The sequence below is a fragment of the Chromobacterium sp. Panama genome (assembly GCF_003052555.1).
Classification (GTDB): domain Bacteria; phylum Pseudomonadota; class Gammaproteobacteria; order Burkholderiales; family Chromobacteriaceae; genus Chromobacterium.
Window position 1 is genome coordinate 892,637 of the sequence record NZ_QARX01000001.1, and the last position, 19,361, is coordinate 911,997.

General features: G+C 64.7%; 16 protein-coding genes. 10 read left to right on the top strand and 6 right to left on the bottom strand.

Annotated features, from left to right (window positions below; genetic code table 11):
- Positions 1-121 precede the first annotated feature (121 nt).
- A complete protein-coding gene (gene bfr, locus DB032_RS04250; protein ID WP_107798382.1) occupies positions 122-598 on the top strand; it encodes a bacterioferritin in 477 nt (158 codons plus the stop codon).
- A gap of 83 nt (positions 599-681) precedes the next feature.
- Here the strand turns inward: bfr and DB032_RS04255 are convergent, their stop codons facing one another.
- On the bottom strand, positions 682-2,298 hold the full coding sequence (locus tag DB032_RS04255) for a YdgA family protein (protein ID WP_107798383.1): 1,617 nt from the start codon (positions 2,296-2,298) through the stop codon (positions 682-684).
- Between the two features lie 222 nt (positions 2,299-2,520).
- Here DB032_RS04255 and DB032_RS04260 point away from each other — a divergent pair, with 222 nt between their 5' ends.
- From DB032_RS04260 to DB032_RS04285, 6 genes are all read left to right on the top strand, one after another.
- Positions 2,521-3,702 carry a fatty acid desaturase gene (locus DB032_RS04260; RefSeq protein WP_107798384.1) on the top strand — a complete coding sequence of 394 codons (1,182 nt, stop codon included), beginning with the start codon at positions 2,521-2,523 and terminating at the stop codon, positions 3,700-3,702.
- Between the two features lie 148 nt (positions 3,703-3,850).
- Positions 3,851-4,714, top strand: a complete 864-nt coding sequence (locus DB032_RS04265) for a class I SAM-dependent methyltransferase (protein ID WP_233246648.1) — start codon at positions 3,851-3,853, stop codon at positions 4,712-4,714.
- A gap of 79 nt (positions 4,715-4,793) precedes the next feature.
- Entirely contained in the window at positions 4,794-6,170 is a 1,377-nt protein-coding gene (locus DB032_RS04270; protein WP_107798385.1) for a cystathionine beta-synthase, read from the top strand.
- Between the two features lie 59 nt (positions 6,171-6,229).
- Positions 6,230-7,375 carry a PLP-dependent aspartate aminotransferase family protein gene (locus DB032_RS04275; RefSeq protein ID WP_107798386.1) on the top strand — a complete coding sequence of 382 codons (1,146 nt, stop codon included), beginning with the start codon at positions 6,230-6,232 and terminating at the stop codon, positions 7,373-7,375.
- Between the two features lie 57 nt (positions 7,376-7,432).
- A complete protein-coding gene (locus tag DB032_RS04280; protein WP_107798387.1) occupies positions 7,433-7,780 on the top strand; it encodes a RidA family protein in 348 nt (115 codons plus the stop codon).
- A gap of 189 nt (positions 7,781-7,969) precedes the next feature.
- Complete coding sequence (locus DB032_RS04285; RefSeq protein ID WP_158274231.1) at positions 7,970-9,187, top strand: M23 family metallopeptidase; 1,218 nt, start codon at positions 7,970-7,972, stop codon at positions 9,185-9,187.
- Between the two features lie 4 nt (positions 9,188-9,191).
- On the opposite strand, the gene miaA is transcribed toward DB032_RS04285, so the two are convergent.
- From miaA to DB032_RS04305, 4 genes are all read right to left on the bottom strand, one after another.
- A complete protein-coding gene (gene miaA / locus DB032_RS04290) occupies positions 9,192-10,169 on the bottom strand; it encodes a tRNA (adenosine(37)-N6)-dimethylallyltransferase MiaA (RefSeq protein WP_107798389.1) in 978 nt (325 codons plus the stop codon).
- Between the two features lie 215 nt (positions 10,170-10,384).
- Positions 10,385-10,645: a cyclic nucleotide-binding protein gene (locus DB032_RS04295; protein ID WP_107798390.1), complete on the bottom strand. Its 261-nt coding sequence runs from the start codon at positions 10,643-10,645 to the stop codon at positions 10,385-10,387.
- Between the two features lie 23 nt (positions 10,646-10,668).
- Entirely contained in the window at positions 10,669-12,378 is a 1,710-nt protein-coding gene (gene betA / locus DB032_RS04300; RefSeq protein ID WP_107798391.1) for a choline dehydrogenase, read from the bottom strand.
- Between the two features lie 49 nt (positions 12,379-12,427).
- A complete protein-coding gene (locus tag DB032_RS04305; RefSeq protein ID WP_107798392.1) occupies positions 12,428-13,897 on the bottom strand; it encodes an aldehyde dehydrogenase family protein in 1,470 nt (489 codons plus the stop codon).
- 325 nt (positions 13,898-14,222) lie between these two features.
- On the opposite strand from DB032_RS04305, the gene DB032_RS24060 reads away from it, so the two are divergent.
- The 3 genes from DB032_RS24060 (at position 14,223) to DB032_RS04320 (ending at position 17,517) form a co-directional block, all read left to right on the top strand.
- A complete protein-coding gene (locus DB032_RS24060) occupies positions 14,223-16,031 on the top strand; it encodes a PAS domain-containing protein (protein WP_158274232.1) in 1,809 nt (602 codons plus the stop codon).
- A gap of 170 nt (positions 16,032-16,201) precedes the next feature.
- Positions 16,202-17,245 carry a DMT family transporter gene (locus DB032_RS04315; protein WP_107798393.1) on the top strand — a complete coding sequence of 348 codons (1,044 nt, stop codon included), beginning with the start codon at positions 16,202-16,204 and terminating at the stop codon, positions 17,243-17,245.
- Positions 17,242-17,517, top strand: coding sequence for a hypothetical protein (locus DB032_RS04320; RefSeq protein ID WP_107798394.1), 276 nt, complete (start codon positions 17,242-17,244; stop codon positions 17,515-17,517). Before DB032_RS04315 ends, DB032_RS04320 begins: the two co-directional genes overlap by 4 nt.
- 366 nt (positions 17,518-17,883) lie before the next feature.
- Here the strand turns inward: DB032_RS04320 and sbcB are convergent, their stop codons facing one another.
- Positions 17,884-19,299 (bottom strand): exodeoxyribonuclease I, encoded by a 1,416-nt coding sequence (gene sbcB, locus DB032_RS04330; protein ID WP_107798396.1) that lies wholly within the window; start codon positions 19,297-19,299, stop codon positions 17,884-17,886.
- Positions 19,300-19,361: the final 62 nt, after the last annotated feature.

The window sequence follows — 19,361 nt, forward strand, 5'->3', positions numbered from 1 at the left end:
GAACTGCAAATCCCCCACGCACCGCGTCAAGCGGGGCGAAGTCCTTTATTTTGGCTGTGATAACTTGAGACTGGCGCGCGCTATGTCATAATGGAAGAATCATTTCTTCCCGGAGAGCGCGATGCAAGGCGATAAAAAAGTTATCAAGTATCTGAACCAGATCCTCAAGAACGAACTGACCGCGATCAACCAGTACTTTCTGCATGCCCGCATGTACAAGAACTGGGGCTTGAAGAAGCTGAACGAGCACGAGTATCACGAGTCCATCGACGAGATGAAGCACGCCGACGCGCTGATCGAGCGCGTGCTGTTCCTGGAAGGGCTGCCGAATCTGCAGGACCTGGGCAAGTTGCATATCGGCGAGAATCCGAAGGAAATGCTGGAGTGCGACCTGAAACTGGAAATGGACGCGCTGCCGCTGTTGCGCGAAGCCATCGCCTACTGTGAAAGCGCCAAGGACTATGTGACCCGCGACTTGCTGGAAGACATTCTGGAGAGCGAGGAAGAACATGTGGACTGGCTGGAGACGCAGTTGGGCCTGATCGAAAGCGTGGGCCTGCAGAATTATCTGCAAAGCCAGATGCACGACGACGATTAAGCGCCGCAAGGTTTCGACCGGGTCGGAAAAGAAAAAGGGCTGTCGTATGACAGCCCTTTTTGCGCGCGGCGTCGGCCGCCGTCTTACTTCTTCTTGTCGGCGCTCTTGTCCGTATGCTTGTCGGAGCCGGGCTGGGAGGCGTCGCGCGGTGCTTCCGCCTCGATCTCCTCCCAGGGCAGGGCCACCTTCTTCTTATTGATGGTCAGCACGCCGCCGCCGTAGTTGAGTTCGGTGTTGATCTGGCCTTTGTCCTCAACGATGTACTGCTCGCTCTTCCACTGCGCCAATTGGCTGTCCAGCAGGTTTTTGGCCAGGTCTTCCACTTCCTTCATATTGGGCTGGTCTTCGGCGCTCTGATCGACGGTGAACAGCGTGCGCGCCTGGGCGATCACCAGGTCTTCCAGCGTCTGGCGCGGCAGGCTGAGCTTGGCGTCCACTTCGAAGCGTCTGATGAACTGCGCGGCGTCGTTGAGATCCGCGGCTTGCAGGCCCTTGACGCCCAGGCTGCCTTCCAGCTTGGCTTCGCCGTTGGGCATCTTCAGGTAGAACTCGTTGATCACCACTTTGGGATCGTTCTGCAGCAGCGGAATCCCGTTCTTCTTGATGGTGTCGATGTATTGCTTGCGCAGCAGCGCCGGGTCCACGCCTTCAAACGGGATCTGACCGATGGCCTGATCCAGTTTGACCAGGGTCGGGCCGTGCAGATGGTTGGCCGAGATGTCCAGGCGCATCGGACCGTAGCGGTGGTCGTTGAAGTTGAACTCGGCGAAGTTGAGTTTGCCGCGGGTGTTGACGTAGTCGTCCTGCTCGCTGGTGACGATCTGGTAGCGGAAGTCCTTCAGCGTCACCGCGGACGGCTTGAATTCGCCGGACGGATTGATGAACTCGCCGACGCGCACGCGGGTCATCAGGTAGACCAGCTCGTTCAGCTTGATGCTGTAGGGCACGCTTTCGCGGGAGTTGAGCCGGACATTGCCCACGGTCAGTTCGCTGGTGCCCAGCTTGACCCCGGTGTTGCCGGGGCGGATGTCGGAGACGTAGCGCACGCCGTCGAAGGCCACGGTTCCCTTGCTGGCGGCTTCCAGCAGGAAGCCGGGCGACAGCGCCTCGCTCTTGTATTCCTTATAACCGTTGGCGTAGTCGAGCTTCAGGTCGAAGCCCTTCCATTTCATCTTCACGCCGGACAGCGCTTCTTCATAGTCGAAGGCCGGAACCTTGACGTCCAGTTCGCCGCCGCCGCCGAAACCCAGACGGTTGAAGATGGTGATGGGTTCCTTGTCGCCGAAGAAGCTGGCCAGCGTCTTGCGGGTGGAGTCGCTCATCGCGAACTCGGTGCGCACCAGCGCGCGGCCGGGCCGAAAGTCGAAATCGCCGATGCCGGGGAGGGGGCCGTGTTTGACGTGGTTGGTGAACTTGATGGTGGCGTTCAGCAGCGGCTTCACATTGTCGGGCAGCATGTTTTCATACGGGCCGGACAAATGGCGATTGAACACCAGTTCGGTGGTTTCCGTGGAGGAGAACCAGCCGCGTTGGTAGCTGTGGGATTTGACTTTGAACAGCGGCAGGTCGGCCAGCATCTTGTGCTGTTCCTGCAAGGTCTGCTCCGCCTTGACGCCGGCCCACAGGGTCGCGCCTCCATACAGAACGAACAGGCCACCGAGGGTGGCGCCGGCAATGATCAGACGACGATTTGGCAACACTAGCGCTTTTTCTTAACTAGGATGGAATGAGGCCCTATGGTACACCATCGTCCACCGCTTGCGTTACTGCCGGCGCGTGAACCGGAGGGCGTCGGCGGGGTCCAAGTTGGGCGTTTGCGGCGGCGGGTTGCCGGCACAACCGCAAAACGGTCTGACATCGGCGGGCCGCTTGTATAGAATAGAGTCTTTCTTCTAGATTGCTTTACGAGGCGCGATTAGTACATGAATTGGATAAACGGCGTGCTTGACCTCCCCTGGTGGGGCTATATCGTGGTCGCTTTGGCGCTGACCCACGTCACCATCGCATCGGTCACCATCTTTCTGCATCGTCACCAAGCGCACCGCGCGCTCGATCTGCATCCCATCCCCAGCCACTTCTTCCGCTTCTGGCTGTGGCTGACCACCGGCATGGTCACCAAGCAATGGGCCGCCATCCATCGCAAACACCACGCCAAGTGCGAGACCGCGGACGATCCGCACAGCCCGCAGGTCTTGGGCATCAAGAAAGTCCTGTGGGAGGGTGCGGAACTGTACCGCGGCGCTTGCAAGGATCAGGCCATCATGGACAAGTTCGGCCACGGCACGCCGGACGATTGGCTGGAACGCAATGTCTACACCCGTCACAGCGCCAAGGGCATCGTGTTGATGCTGCTGATCAATCTGGTCTTGTTCGGGCCGGCTGGCCTGACGATCTGGGCGGTGCAGATGATCTGGATTCCGTTCTGGGCGGCCGGGGTGATCAACGGCATCGGCCACTTCTGGGGCTATCGCAATTTCGAGAACGAGGACGCGTCCACCAATATCTTCCCCTGGGGCATTCTGGTGGGCGGCGAAGAGCTGCACAACAACCATCATACCTTCGGCACCTCGGCCAAGCTGTCGTATAAATGGTACGAGTTCGACATCGGCTGGATGTATATCCGCATCCTGGAAATCCTGGGTCTGGCCAAGGTGCGCAAGGTGGCGCCGCGGCTGGCCGAGGACGCTTCGCGTCCGCAACTGGACCTGGAACATCTGCAGGCCATCATTTCCAACCGCTACGCCATTGCCTCCCGTTATGCGCGCGAGTTGAAAGAGGTGTACCGCAGCGAGCTGGACAAGATCAATCTGCCGGACTTTTCCGGCAGCAAGCTGAGCGGCAAGATGAAGGTGTGGCTGAAGCAGGACGCCAAGGACACGCCGGAAACCGAGCGTATGCAGTTGGCCACCTTGCTGGAGCACAGCCAGGTGCTGGCCACCGTGTATTCGATGCGCCAGGAGCTGACCCGTCTGTGGGAGCGTTCCACGCTGAGCCGCGAGCAACTGCTCAAGGAACTGCAGGACTGGTGCACCCGCGCCGAGGCCTCCGGCATCGCCGCCTTGCAGCGCTTCTCGATCAGCCTGCGTCAGGCGGCCATGGTTTAAGCCTGTCCGACTCGATGAAAACCCGCGGCGCGCCGCGGGTTTTTTTGCGTCCGCGCAGGCTTGGGGCGGGGTGGATAGACTCGTTTTTTATATGAAAATAAGAAATAAAATTTATATTTGTAATAATAATTGGAAATATAATGTGGCCATGTTGATGCAACTCTGCGAGATGGACATGGCCACATTGCAACTGACCGACGGGGCGAGCGAGCTGCCCTATATTCATGGTTTTTCCGCCGCCGAACAGGCGCGCCTGGTGCGCCAGGCGCGCTTCTCCGAGTCCGTGGTCTACCGGGACATCGATTTCTCCGGTGTCGGCCAACTGCTGGAGGTGGGGTGCGGGGTGGGCGCGCAGACGGAGATCCTGTTGCGGCGTTATCCGGACCTGGAGGTCACCGGCGTCGACTTCAGCCAGCGTCAGCTGGCGGTGGCGCGTCAGCGTTTGCAGGGCAGCCCCTGGCAGGACCGCGCCCGGCTGCTGCATATGGACGCCGAGGATCTGGATTTCCAGCCGGCCAGTTTCGACGCCGCCTTTCTGTGCTGGGTGCTGGAGCATGTCTTGTCGCCGGAGCGGGTGTTGGCCGAAGTGCGGCGCGTGCTGAAGCCGGGCGCGCGGCTGTACGCCACCGAGGCGATGAACGCGTCCTTCTTTCTATCGCCTTATTCCTCGAACCTGCAGCAGTACTGGCTGGCCTTCAATGACCATCAACTGGCGGTGGGCGGCGATCCCTTCGTCGGCGCCAAGCTGGGCAATATGCTGCTGCGCCTGGGCTTTCGCCATGTGGAGACCCAGGTCAAGACCTGGCATCTGGACAGCCGCGATCCGCATCGTCGCCAGCAAGTGCTGGATTACTGGACCGAGCTCTTGCTGTCGGCCGCGGATCAGCTGATCGAGGCGAAACGGGTGGACGCCGCGCTGGTGGCGGCGATGACGCGGGAACTGCGCCAATTGCGCAGCAATCCGGAACTGGTGTTTTTCTATAGTTTTCTGCAAGCCACCGCCGTGGTGTGAAGCGGCGGTTTTTTTATTTTCGATATAACTACAAGTTGTTAAAAACAATATTTATATGCGGTAGCTAGGAGATTTCAATATGCAAGACCAATCCGTTTTGTCCTTGATCGGCAATACGCCGCTGGTGAAGGTGACGCATCTGGACACCGGCCTGTGCGAGCTGTATCTGAAACTGGAAAGCCACAATCCGGGCGGCTCGATCAAGGATAGGGTGGCGCTGTCCATGATTGCCGCGGCCGAGCGCGAAGGCAAGCTGAAGCCGGGCGGCACCATCGTCGAGGCCACCGCCGGCAACACCGGCCTGGGGCTGGCGCTGGTGGCTTCGCAAAAAGGCTATCGGCTGGTGTTGGTGGTGCCGGACAAAATGAGCCGGGAGAAGATTTTGCATCTGCAGGCGCTGGGCGCGGAAGTGGTGTTGACCCGCTCCGACGTGGGCAAGGGGCATCCGGAGTATTACCAGGACCTCGCCGCGCGCATCGCCAAGGAAACGCCGGACGCTTACTACATCGACCAATTCAACAACCCGGCCAATCCGCTGGCGCATGAAACCGGCACCGGTCCGGAAATCTGGGAGCAGACGCGCCATGAACTGGACGCGGTGGTGGTGGGCGTGGGCTCCAGCGGCACGCTGACCGGGCTGACGCGTTTCTTCAGCCGGGAGGCGCCGCGGGTGGAAATCGTGCTGGCGGACCCAGTGGGCTCGGTGCTGGCGGATCATGTCGAGACCGGACGCCACGGCGAGGCCGGCAGCTGGCTGATCGAAGGCATAGGCGAGGACTTCATCCCGCCGCAAACCGACTTCAGCCTGGTCAAGCGCGCCTACCGCATCAGCGATCAGGAAAGCTTCGACAGCGCCCGCCTGCTGCTGAGCCGGGAAGGCATTCTGGCGGGCTCCTCCTCCGGCGCGCTGCTGGCGGCGGCCTTGCGCTATTGCCGCGCCCAGACCGAGCCCAAGCGCGTGGTGACGCTGGTTTGCGACAGCGGCAACAAGTATCTGTCCAAGATGTACAACGACGATTGGCTGGTGGACAACGGCCTGGTGGAGCTGCCGCGGCTGGGCGATCTGACCGATCTGATCGTGCGTCGCCACGCCGACGGCAGCACCGTCTCTTGCCACCCGGACGAGCCCTTGAACGTGGTCTATCAGCGCATGCGCCTGCACGATGTGTCGCAGTTGCCGGTGCTGGCCGACGATAAGGTGGTCGGCATCCTGGACGAATGGGACTTGCTACTGTCGGTGCACGGCGAGCCGGAAAACTTCCGCCAGAACGTGCGCAGCGCGATGACCAGCGAGGTGCGGACCCTGTCGCCGCGCGCTTCGCTGCAAGACCTGCTGCATATTTTCAACGACGGCCATGTCGCCCTGATGGTGGACGGCGAGCGCTATCTGGGCCTGATCACCCAGGCCGATCTGCTGGCCTTCTGGCGTCGTCAGCCGCGCTCGCGCGCCGTCTAGCTCCTCCTCATCCCGGCCGGTCCAAGCGGGGCCGGCCCTCCGCATTGCGAGAAAACGCCATGACTGATTTCAATACTTTGTCCATTACCGCCGGTCTGCATCAGGACGCCTTCGGCGCGGTGATTCCGCCCATTTACGCCACCTCCACCTACCGGCAGCACGCGCCGGGCGAGCACAGCGGCTACGAGTATTCCCGCTCGCAGAACCCGACGCGCGAGGCCTTGGAGCGCGCCTTGGCGGAGCTGGAGGACGGCGCGCGCGGCTATGCCTTCCCCTCCGGCCTGGCGGCCATCGCCACGGTGCTGGAGCTGCTGCCGGCCGGCAGCCACCTGATCGCGGTCAACGATCTGTACGGCGGCACTTACCGATTGTTCGAACAGGTGCGCAAGCAAAGCGCGCAGCTGGAGATCAGTTATGTGGCGTCGGAAGACCTCGCCGCCTTGCAGGCGGCGATCCGGCCGAATACCCGGATGATCTGGGTGGAAACCCCGTCCAATCCGCTGAACCAACTGGTGGACCTGGCGGCGGTGGGCGATCTGGGGCGGCGGCACGGCCTGATCACGGTGGCGGACAACACCTTCGCCTCGCCGGTGGTGCAGCGCCCGCTGGCCTTCGGTTTCGACATCGTGGTGCATTCCGCCACCAAATACCTGAACGGTCATTCCGATGTGATCGCCGGCGCGGCGGTGGTCAGCCGTCGGCGGCCGGAACTGGCCGAGCAACTGGCTTTCCTGCACAACGCGGTGGGCGCGGTGCTGGACCCGTTCGCCAGTTTCCTGGTGCTGCGCGGCCTGCGCACGCTGGCCTTGAGGGTGGAGCGCCACAACAGCAACGCGCTGGCGGTGGCGCGTTGGCTGGAAACCCAGCCGCAGGTGGAGCGGGTCTTGTATCCGGGCCTGTCCAGCCATCCGCAACATGAGCTGGCGCGCAGCCAGATGCGGGGTTACGGCGGAGTGGTGTCCTTTTATCTGAAAGGCGACGCCGAAGAAACGCGGCGGGTGCTGGCGCGGCTGAAGCTGTTCACGCTGGCGGAGAGCCTGGGCGGGGTGGAGAGCCTGGTCTGCCTGCCGGCGGCGATGACGCATGCGTCGATTCCGCTTGAACGTCGGCGCGAGCTGGGCATCGCCGACAACCTGATCCGCTTGTCGGTGGGCATCGAGGGCGAGGCGGCGCTGATCGAGGACTTGCGCCAGGCATGGCAATAGCCGGCGCGGCCGGGTTAGAATCTTTGTCTTGTTCCGACTCACCCAAGGGGAATCCGCATGAGCATTTATCGTCACAAGCAGGGCGCGCGTCTGGCAGAAGCCGTGGTCACCAACGGCCTGATCTTCCTGGCCGGCCAGGTGCCGGAAAACACCGAGGCCGACGCCAAGGCGCAAACTGAAAACGTGCTGGGCCAGATCGACGCGCTGTTGGCGGAGCTGGATTCGGACAAGAGCAAGATCGTCGACGTCACCATCTTCCTGGCCAGCCTGGCCGATTACGATGCGATGAACGCCGCCTGGGACGCCTGGGTGCCGGCCGGCCATGTGCCGGCGCGCGCCACGGTGGAGGCCAAACTGGCCAACCCGGCCTGGAAGGTGGAAATCAAGCTGGTGGCCGCGCGCTGACATCGCCTCGCCGCCGCTACCGCCCACGTCCTGCGACGTGGGCTTTTTTTATCGATTTTTGCCGGCTGTCTGCTGAGCCAAAGGCCAGCAGGAAATAAGGATGGGGCTTTCTATAACCCTATGGTTTGCGGCGCAATGCTATTGGCATTGCGTCGCTTTGGTTTTTCCCAACCAGGAATGGAGCCCGAAATGAAACAAGCAGCTCTGATGATGGCCGTATTGGCGGCCTTGGCCGGCGGCGCGCAGGCGGAATCGAAGCAGCCGGACCCCTTATTGCGCCAGGCGGCGGTCAAGGCCTTGCAGCCCATGCTGCCGCTGGCCAAGGGGGAGGTGCTGGACATGCTGGTGGAGGTCAACCGCGACAGCGCCGACGGCGGCTGGGTGCTGGGATCGGTGACCCAGCCGCTGCCGACGATGACCACGATCGCGGCGATGGATCATGTGCCGGTGTCCAGGCTGTTCCTGGCGCGCCGCGACGCGCAGGGCTGGACGCTGGAACTGGAAGGCGGTCCGGGCTTCGCCGCGATGCTGAGCCTGGCGCCGGCCGATTGGCTCAACGCGGACGAGCGCCGCGCCTGGGGCAGCCAGTCGGCCAGGCCGGGCTTGCCGTTCGCGCCCAACGCCACCGGTCTGGGCCTGCCGTGGCGGCAAGGCGCGGCCTGGCGCATGACCGGCGGCCCGCACGGCTATAGCGGGGAAAGCCAGCCTTACGATTCCATCGACTTCGCCGGCGGCGACGGCAGGGTGTTGGCGCCGCAGGCCGGGGTGATCTACAAGAGCTGCGTGCGCGGCGGCAGCGGCCTGGTCAAGCTGGTGCACGACAACGGCTTCTCGTCCACTTACTACCATATGATCAATCTGAACACGCTGGCGGACGGGACGCGGGTCAATCCGGGCGCGTATCTCGGCACCATAGGCAACGGCCTGCCGTGCGGCGGCAGCACCACCGGCCCGCACGTGCATTTCTCCCTCTTGTATCAGGGCCGGGCCGAGCCGGTGAACGGCAAGCTGTTCGGCGGCTGGCAGTTCTTCGCCGGTAACCGCGCCTATCAGGGCTATGCCTTGCGCAACGGGACGCGGGTCAATGTCGGCGGCCTGCTGAACAATTACGGCGGCGGAGGCGCGCCGGCCGGCGCCAGCGGCGTGGCGACGCCGGCGAAGGGCGAGGGAAGGGTGAACTTGCGCAGCGCGCCCAGCCTGAGCGCCGGCATCACCGGCGCGGTCAGCCGCGGCGACAGCGTCGCCTTGCAGTGCCATGTGCGCGCCGAGGCGGTGGAGGGGGTGTGGGGCCGCACCGATGTGTGGAACCGCACCCGCGGCGGCGACTGGATCAGCGACGGCTTCCTGGACACCGGCAGCAACGGGCCGGTGGTGCCGCTGTGCGCGTCGGCCAGCCGGCCCTGGTGAGCGATTAATACACGCCGTCGAAACGCAGGCCGGCGGGCAGGGGCTCGCCGGCCTGGAAGGCGGAGACGGCGGCGCCCAGCTGTTCGGCCAGGCCGTTCCGCTGGGCGTTGACCGGCACCAGGTCCAGGCTGCGCATCCAGGTCAGCTGGCGCTTGGCCAGCTGGCGGGTGGCGGCGACGCCTTTGTCGATGAAAGTCTGCTCGTCGCCGACGCCGTCCAGGTATTCCCAGGCCTGGCGATAACCGACGCAGCGCATCGACGGCAGCTCCAGCGTCAGCGCCGGATAGGCGGCGCGCAAACGCCGCACTTCGGCCAGGAAATCCTGTTCCAGCATCAGTTCGAAACGCTGCGCGATGCGTTGGTGCAGCCAGCCTCGTTCCGCCGGCACCAGTCCCAGCGACAGCAGGCGAAAATCCGCCGCGGCTTCCTTGCCGCGCGCCAGCAGCCGCGACATCGGCTCGCCGCTGAGCAGGCAGACTTCCAGCGCGCGGTGAATGCGCTGCGAATCATTGGGATTGAGGCGGGCGGCGGTGTCCGGGTCCAGTTGCGCCAGCCGCGCGTGCATCGCCGGCCAGCCGGCCTGGGCCGCGTCGGCGTCCAGCTGAGCGCGCAGCGCCGCGTCGGCGCGCGGCAGGTCGGACAAGCCCTCCAGCAAGGCCTTGTAATACAGCATGGTGCCGCCCACCAGCAGCGGCAGCCGGCCGCGGCCGTTGATCTCGCGGATCAGCCGGTTGGCGTCGGCGTGGAACTGGGCGGCGGAATAGCTTTGCAGCGGGCTGATGATGTCGATCAGATGGTGCGGGCATTGCGCCATTTCCGCCGCGCTGGGCTTGGCGGTGCCGATGTCCATGTCGCGATAGACCAGCGCGGAGTCCACGCTGATGATCTCCACCGGAAAATGGCGGGCCAGCTCCAGCGCCAGGCCGGTTTTGCCGGAGGCGGTGGGGCCCATCAGCAGGATGGCGTGCGGGGTATCGTTCATGGGCGGGTCTTGCGGTTCAATCGACGGATTGTCGCATAAGCGGCCCATGGGCGGACAGTGCCGCCCAGGACACGCAAGGTGTCGACGATGGGCTGCGCGTCGACGGGATGGCGTGGGCATGGGCCTTGGAACCGTCTGCAAAATGCCCGTGCGCCATGTGTGGCTTCCGGTTTCCCCGCCGCAAGGCCTGGTCTCGCTAGAGGGTAAACACGCGCTCAGGCCCCGGATTCGGGCGCCGGCAGCGCCCGGCGGCGGCTGGCGCGCCACCAGCCGCCCAGGGTGATCAGAAACCACATGCACTGATTGACGAAGGACGCCAGGTTGAAGTGGTTGGACAGCGAAATCAGGATGCAGACCGGCCCGATCAGGTTCAAGGCAAAGTAGCGAGGGTCCGAGGTGCGCAGGCCCAATAGCTGGTTGCCCAAGTAGGCGCCCAGATAGCTGATGACGCCGATCAGGCCGATGAGGTCGTACATATGGGCTCCTTGGACCGTGGCGTTTACAAGGGGGCGGTTTGCGCCGCGGCCGTTTCGGCGACGGGGTCTTGATCCCCGCCGGCCTGGTAGAACGGTGCGTTCGAGCGCGGCAGCGGCGGCAGTTGGCGGATCAGGTCGGCGATCTTCTCCGCCATCATGATGGTGGGCGCGTTCAGATTGCCGGTGACGATGCGCGGCATGATGGACGCGTCCACCACGCGCAGGCCGGTCAGGCCGTGCACGCGGCCCTGATGATCCACCACCGCCGTCGGATCGGCGGCGCTGCCCATCTTGCAGGTGCCGGACGGATGCAGCGCGGTTTCGGCGTGGGTTTTGACGAAGCGGTCGATCTCGCTGTCGCTGGCGACCTTGTCGCCCGGCTGGATTTCCCGGCCGCGGAAGGCGGAAAGCGCGCGCTGGCCGACGATCTCGCGCGTCAGCCGCACCGCGGCGCGGAACTCCCGCCAGTCGGTGTCGTGCGCCATATAGTTGAATTGCAGCAGCGGCTTGTCGCGCGGGTCGCGGCTGGCCAGCTTGACGTGGCCGACGCTGGGCGAGCGCATCGAGCCGACGTGGCATTGGAAGCCGTGCATCTTGACGGCGTGGCTGCCGTCGTAATTCACCGCCAGCGGCAGGAAGTGGTATTGCAGATTGGGGAAGGCGAAGCGCTCGTCGCTGCGGATGAAGCCGCCGGCCTCGAAGTGATTGCTGGCGCCCGGACCGCTGCCGTTCAGATACCACTGAGCGCCGATGCGGGCCTTGTTCCACAAGCGCAAGGACGGGTATAGCGACACCGGACGCAGGCATTCGTACTGCAGATACATTTCCAGATGGTCCTGCAGATTGGCGCCCACGCCGGGCAGGTGGGCGACCACGCCGATGTCGTGGCGGCCGAGTTCGGCGGCGTCGCCGACGCCGGAGCGCAGCAGCAACTGCGGCGAGGCGATCGCGCCGTTGCAGACGATGACTTCGCGCAGGGCGCGAACGCGATGGCTGCGGCCGCCTTGCAGGTATTGCACGCCGACGGCGCGCGCGCCGTCGAACAGGATGCGGTCCGCCAGCGCGCGGGTCCGCACCGAGAAATTGGCGCGGTCGCGAGCGGCGTCCAGATAGGCCAGCGACACGCTGCAGCGCCGTCCCTGGGCGGTGGTGGTGCGGTCCATGGGGCCGAAGCCTTCCTGACGATAGCCGTTCAGATCGTCGGTGCGGGCGTAGCCGGCTTGTTCGCCGGCCTGGATGAAGGCTTCGAACAAGGGGCTGATGCCGGCCTTGGGCGTGGTGACGTGCAGCGGCCCGTCGCCGCCGTGGTAGTCGTTTGCGCCCTTGTCGTAGCTTTCCGCCTTGCGGAAATAGGGCAGGCAGTCGGCGTAGCTCCAGTCGCCCAGCCCGGGCAATTCGGCCCAGCCCTGGTAGTCCAGCGCGTTGCCGCGGATATAGACCATGCCGTTGATCAGCGAGGAGCCGCCCAGGCCCTTGCCGCGCGCCTGGGCCATGCGGCGTCCGCCCATATGCGGCTCAGGTTCGGTCAGATAGGCCCAGTTATAGGTGCGGCCTTGCAAGGGGTAGGCGAGGGCCGCCGGCATCTGGGTGCGCCAGTCCAGACGCCAGTCCGGGCCGCCGGCTTCCAGCAGCAGCACCTTGACGCCGCTGTCTTCGCTCAGCCGCGCCGCCAGCACGCCGCCGGCGGAGCCGGCGCCGACGATGATGTAGTCGAATTCCTGAGTGGTGCTCATCTTGATTCTCCTTATCGGTGAACGAAGGCGGTACCGGGTGAATGGACCCTCAGGCGCCAAACCACCCCATCGGCTTGGGCGCCAGATTGATGTAGCTGTGTTTGAGCTCGGTGTACTCGTCCAGACCGATGCGCGACAGCTCGCGGCCGATGCCGCTGGATTTGAAGCCGCCCCAGGGGGCTTCGGGGAAATAGGGGTGGTAGTCGTTGACCCAGACGGTGCCGAAGCGCAGCGCGCGGCTCATGCGGTTGGCGCGGGCCAGATCCCGCGTCCACACCGCCGCCGCCAGGCCGTAGGGCGTGTCGTTGGCCAGCCGCAGCGCCTCGGCCTCGTCGCGGAAGCGCTCCACGGTGATGACCGGGCCGAAAATCTCCTCTTTGGCGATGCGCATGTCGGCGCGGACGTCGACCAGCAGCGTGGGCTGCAGCCAATAGCCTTTGCGATAGCGTTCGCCGTCCGGACGGCCGCCGCCGTAGACCAGGCGGGCGCCTTCCTCCACGCCGGCGGAGATCAGGCTCAGGATCTTGTCGTGCTGCTGGGCGGACTGCACCGGCCCCATCTGAGTGTCCGGCTGCTGGCCGGGGCCGACGACGATGCGCGGCAGCCGTTCCGCCAGCCGGTTCACGAAGTCGTCGTGAATCTCGTTTTGCAGCAGCAGCCGCGAACCGGCCGAGCAGACCTGGCCGGCGTGGAAGAAGGCGGCGTTCAGCGCGTAGTCGACGGCGGCGTCGAGGTCGGCGTCGGCGCAGACGATGTTGGGGTTCTTGCCGCCCAGCTCCAGGCCGATGCGTTTGAAGTTGGCGCTGGCGGCGCGCATGATGCTGGCCCCCGCCTGAGCGCCGCCGGTGAAGGACAGCAGATCCACGTCGGGATGCTCCGCCAGTTCGGCGCCGGCCTCGGCGCCGCCGCTGACCAGGTTGAACACGCCCGGCGGCAAATCCAGCTCGGTCAGCAGCTGGGTGAAGCGCCAGCTGCTGAGCGGGGTCAGGCTGCTGGGCTTGAGCACGACGCAATTGCCGGCGCCCAGCGCCGGCGCGATCTTCCAGGCCGCTTGCAGCAAGGGGTAGTTCCACGGGGTGATCAGGCCGCAGACGCCCACCGGCTCGTGCAGGGTGCGGCTGATCACCTGCTCGGGCGCCGGGTTGACCTGGCCGCTTTCGGTGGCCACCAGGCCGGCGAAATAGCGGAAGGTGGCGGCGATGTCGCCCATGTCGGTGCGGCTCTCGCTCAGGGTTTTGCCGGTGTTCAGCGTCTCCAGCTCGGCGAGGCGCTCGCTGTCGCGCTCCACCAGTTGGGCGATGTCCAGCAGCAGGCGGCTGCGTTGGCGCTGGGTGACGAGCCGCCAGGGGCCGTGATCGAACGCCGCGCGGGCGGCGGCGATGGCGGCCTGCGCATCGGCGCGGCCGCCGTCCGCGGCGACCGCGATCTCGTTTTCGTCGCAGGGATTGAGAATCTGACGGGTTTGCCCCTTGGCGGCGTCGCGCCATTGGCCATCGATGAAGAGCTGGGTAGAGATCATGGCAGCCTCACGCAAGAGATGAAATTAACCATTGGTAAATAAATTTACCTTTGGTTTAATTGTAGTGTCGATTCGGCGCGGCCGGCAATCCGTAATCGGCTATGGCAATGATGGATGTATTGGGTTTGGCTATATCGGCGAGGTTCAAGCCGGGCCGGAGGCCGGCCTGGCTTGCTTGGCTGTCGGGCTTTTGCTTCGCTTCGGGATTTTTCCGGCCTGAGTTAACATGGCCGGCTGACAGCCGCAGGCTGTGGCGCGCGCGCATCGGCGCGCCGTGTTCGCATTCAATTACCCAGGAGGCGCGGCCGTCGCCGCGACCAGTTGCGTGTCGTCAAATCAAGTCAGCCAAACCCTTGTTCCCACCGGGGATGAAACCTTCGCCACCCGCCTGAAGGAGGTGCTGGGGCGCAAGCGCGTCATGCTTAAACAGGTGGCGGAAGCCCTGGGCGTATCGTCCGCCGCCGTGCACAAATGGACGCGCGGCGGGGAAATCGAATATCGCAAACTGCGGGTGTTGGCGGATTTTCTGGGCGTGAACTGGATCTGGCTGCGCTACGGCGAGCAGGCGGTGCTGGATTTGGCGACGGCGACGACGACGGATGCGCAATTGACCGAGATCCGCCGCAAGCATCTGGCGGAGATCATGGAAAGCGAAGCGCGGATGAAGTTCGCGCAGAAGGTGTCCGGCATCGTCACCTGGGAGTGGAACATCCTGAGCGACGCGGTGGCTTACTCCGCCAACGCCGAGCACTTGTTTGGCCGCCCGGTGCGCCTGCTGTCCGATTTCTGGCTGGCGCTGGATCCGGCCGACGCGCCGGCCTTGCGCGCCAAACTGGAGGCGTGCCTGAACTCCGGCGCGGCTTACGAGGCCGAGTTCCGCGTGCGCTGGCCGGCGGGCGACACGAGATGGATCGCCTCGCGCGCCACCTGCGTGCTGGACGCCGACCGCCGTCCGGTGAAGATGATAGGCGTCAGCTTCGACATCACCCAGCGTTGCCTGGCCGAGCAGGCCTTGCGTCAGAACCAGGCCATCCTGGACAAGGCGCAGTCCATCGCCCATTTGGGCAGTTGGTTCTGGGATGTGCGCAAGGACGACTGCATCTGGTCGGATGAGGCTTACCGGATTTTCGGCTGGCAGCCGCAGGCCTTCAAGGTGACGATGGAGCGTTACTTCGCCGCGATGGCGCCGGAGGACCGGGATCGCATCGATCGGGCCATCCGGCGGGCGATCGATGAGCGCCAGCCCTATTGCGTGGAGTACAGCATCCTGCTGCCGGACGGCCGCCGCCGCCAGATTCACGAGGAGGGCGAGGTTCTATACGGGGAAGGACGGGCGGAGGCCATGATAGGCGCGGCTCAGGACGTCACCGACAGCCGGCAAGCCGCGGTGGCCTATAGCGAAAGCGAGGAGCGTTTCCGCGAGATCTTCGAGCAGGCGGCGCTGGGCCTGGCGCATCTGGGCCTGGATGGTCGATGGCTCAAGGTGAATCGCCGCCTGGCCGAGATGACGGGCTATGCGCCGTGGGAGATGGAGGGGATGAGCTTCCAGCAACTGACCCATCCCGACGACCTGGAGGACAATCTGCTGCGGCTGGATCAGCTGCTGAGCGGAGAGGTCGCCAGTTTTTCGCTGGAGAAACGCTTGCTGCGCAAACAGGGCGGCCATGTCTGGGTGAACGTCAGCGCCTCGCTGAGCCGTCACCCGGTGAGCGGCGAGCCCTGGCATTTGATCGCCGCGGTGGAGGAGGTGGCCGCGCGGCGCGAGGCGCGCCGCGCGCAGGAGGAGGCCCGGTTGCGCAGCGAATTGGCGCTGCAGTCCATCGGCATGGCTAGTTGGGAATGGGATCTGGGCGCCGGGCGGCTGCGCTTGTCGCCGCAGGCCGCGCGGCTATTGTTCGGCGAGGCTTTTGAGGAGACGACGGAGCAGCGCTTTCTGGACGGTTTGCGCATCGCCTCGCGGCAGGGATGGCTGGACAGCCTGGAGGCGATTTTCAATATTTCCAGCCGCGCGCAGCTGGATGTGTCGTGGCATGGCGAGGGCGGCAAGACTTTGCCGCTGGTCTTGTCGCTGGTGGCGCAGCGCGGGAGCGACGGCGCGCTCAGCTGCCTGATCGGCGCTTTGGGCGCGCGCTGATCTTGGCCGCGGCCGGGTGTGGACTAATTGACTGTTGGTGAAAAAATTAACTTATGGTAATTTTTGGCCCTCGTCTGGCAAGGCAGATGGATTTCGTCTTGTTGCGTTCGAACCCAGAATAGGCGCCGCTGGAAGCTTGGGCGGCGTCCGACAACAGGAGCTGACGCGCTATGAACAGCATGCACAGACAGCGGTATCTTCGCCGCCGAACCCGCTGGGGTTATGGCTGGGCCTTGTGGGCGGCGGTGTTGTGGGGCGCATGGTATGTGCCCGGCGCCGCGGTGTGGCACGAGGCGCCGCTGGCCGGGCTGACGCGGGGGCGGCCGGAGTGGTTTCTGATGGCGGCCGCGGTGTTGACGGCCTTTCACGCCTGCCTGGTGGCGGCGTTTCAATTGTTGTGGCTGGCGGCCTTGGGCAAGCTGGCCGACTTCTTCCGCACGCTATGGCGCTTCGGCGGCATTTCCAAGTGGTATTTCCTGGCCGCGGTCTTGGGCGGCCTGATGGCCAATTTCGGCTCATATCTGGCGATGGGTTATGTGGGCGCGGTGTTCGCCGCGGTGGCGGGCCTGTTGTATCCGGTGGTGGGCGCGGCCTTGGCGCGCTTGTGGTACCGCGAGCGGATAGATCGGCGCGCGGCGCTGGGCATCGCGGTCATCGTGCTGGGCGGAGCGGCGATTTACGCGCCGGGTCTGCTTGGGGACCTGAGCGGCGACGGCGACGCGCGCTGGCTGGGCTATCTGGGCGGCGCGCTGGCGGCGCTGGGCTGGGGACTGGAGGGCGCCATCGTCGGACGGGCGATGGATGTGACCGATCCCGATTGCGGGGTGGCGATCCGCTATCTGGCCGAGGCCCTGTATTGGCTGCTGCTGATTCTGCCGGCGCTGGCCTGGCTGACGCCCTTGCCGGTGTATGCGCTGGCCGGCGAGCTGTGGTCGTGGCGGCCTATGCTCTATCTGACGGTGGGCGGGCTCAGTTTCGCTTTCTGCGCCGTGGCCTGGTACAAATCCTTTCCCTTGATCGGCGTTGGGCGCGGCCAGGCGATCGGCGCTTTCTACGCGCTGTTCGCCACCTTGTTCACCGCCGCGTTCACTTTGAATTTTCCCGAGTGGCATTTTCTGATCGGCTTGGCCCTGGTGATTCTGGGCGGCTTCGTCATGGTGTCGGACAGCGAGCGCCATCCCGGCGCGGTGCGCAATGTGGAGGGCAGGGCGTGAAGGTGCACATCAAGGGTTTTATCCTGCAGGCTTTGGCCAGGCAGCCGGGCTTGTGGGACGTGGATCTGGCCCGGCGCATTTGCCGGGAGTACCGCAAACCGGAAGACGCCTACTGGCTGGGCATGGTGAGGGCCTGCCTGGCGGATTTGAGCGCCAGCGGTCTGGTGGTGGCCTTATGCGAGCGTTGGCAGGAGGAGGGCGCGCGCCTGCTGTTCAATTATCGGGTCAGCGAGTTCGGGCTGGAGCGCATGCGGCAGACCGGTTTGGTCTAGATGCCCGCGCAAAGCCTCGCGAGCAAGAGCGAGACAAGACGATAACGGCTAGAAGGCGGAATGTACTCGTGGCGCATGAGCATGTCGAAGACGGGTTCAAGGCCCGGTTCTGGCCATCTCGCCGACGCGCGGCAGACATTGAACCGCTTTTGAAGGAGAAGGGCATGTCCGACTATTGGGGTTATGAAGGCGCATCCACGCTGGCGATGGTTGTGATTGTGGGTTTGAGCCTGGCGGCTTTGTTCGTCGCCAGGCGTTATGTGAGAACGCTATAGCTGCTGAAGGCAGGCCCTGCGCCGCGCGCGCATTCCGTTTTCTCCGCCGCAAGGGCTTGTCCCGCCCTTGCTCTCAGGCTTTGAACCGACTTTACAGTTGCGCGGCGTAGGCTTCCAGCTGCGCCAGCACGTCTTGCGCTTTTTCGCTTAGCTCGCCGGCGCGGGCTTCCTCCAGTTCCTGGCGGAATTGCCGGACATCGCGGCCGGGTCCGCCGTTGAGCTTGGCTTGACGCCATGTCTGCCAGCGTTCTTGCTCTTCGCCGGACAGGGAGCGCGGGAAGTTGCGCGCGCGGTAGCGGAACAAGAGTTCGGCCAGCTGGGGGTCTTCGAAGAAGGCCATCTCGCCGGTCAACTGGTCGGCCGACATGCGGCGCAGCTTGGTCAGCACTTTGCGATCGTTGTTGGAGACGAAGCCGCCGTAGAGATTTTCGTCGACGTCGCGCGGCTCGCCGGTTTCGCGCTTATACACCTTGCGCCAGACCGGGCTCAGATCCGGCAGCGCGCCGGCGTAGTCGGCGTGGCGCTGAACCTGCTCCATGTCCACGCCCCAGTGCGCGGCGCGCTCCGGGCTCAACACCTTGAGGTTGGCGACCACGAACGGCGATTTATTGATGTGCACGGTTTTGAGCGGCAAACGCTGCACGCCTTCCGGCAAATCTTCGCTGCGGGTGTACAAGCGCTCTCGGATGGCGTCCGGGCCCAGGCCTTGCAGTTCGCGGGGGTCGTGGGCCAAGTCCCAGACAATCACCTCGTTGGCGTTGTAGGGGTGGGCCGCCAGCGGCCAGACCACCGCCATATTGCCGCGCTCGGCGCCGTACATGCCGGAAACGTGCAACAGGGGTTTGGGCGCATGGAGGCTGAGCTGGACCTTGACCGCGTCTTTCTTGCGCAGCGACAGGTAGAAGTCGAACAGCTTGGGCTGGTGTTGTTTGATCAGGCGCGCCAGCGCGATGGTGGCGCGCACGTCGGAGAGGGCGTCGTGGGCGGCTTCGTGCGCCAGGCCGTTGGCGGCGCTCAAATGCTCCAGTTTGAAGCTGGGGCGTCCATCCTCGTGCTGCGGCCATTGGATGCCGTCCGGGCGCAGCGCGAAGGTGGCGCGGACCAGGTCCAGCAGATCCCAGCGGCCGCATTGGTTCTGCCATTCGCGCGCATAGGGGTCCATCAGATTGCGCCAGAACAGGAAGCGGGTGACTTCGTCGTCGAAGCGGATAGAGTTGTAGCCGACGCCTATGGTGCCCGGCGTCGCCAGCTCGCGTTCGATCACGCCGGCGAATTCGTGCTCGGCCACGCCGTGTTGCAAACACCATTGCGGGGTGATGCCGGTCAGCAGGCAGGCCACCGGAGACGGCAGGTAGTCGGGCGCGGGCCGGGCGTAGAGCATGACCGGCTCGCCGATTTCATTCAGCTCGGCGTCGGTGCGGATGCCGGCGAACTGCGAGGGGCGATCCTGGCGCGGCACGGCGCCGAAGGTTTCGTAATCGTGCCAGAAGAAGCTGTGGTTGGACATGGCGGCAACAATGCGGTGAAGTTGGCCGCATTGTCGCACCCATGGCGCGGCAGGGCCAGCCG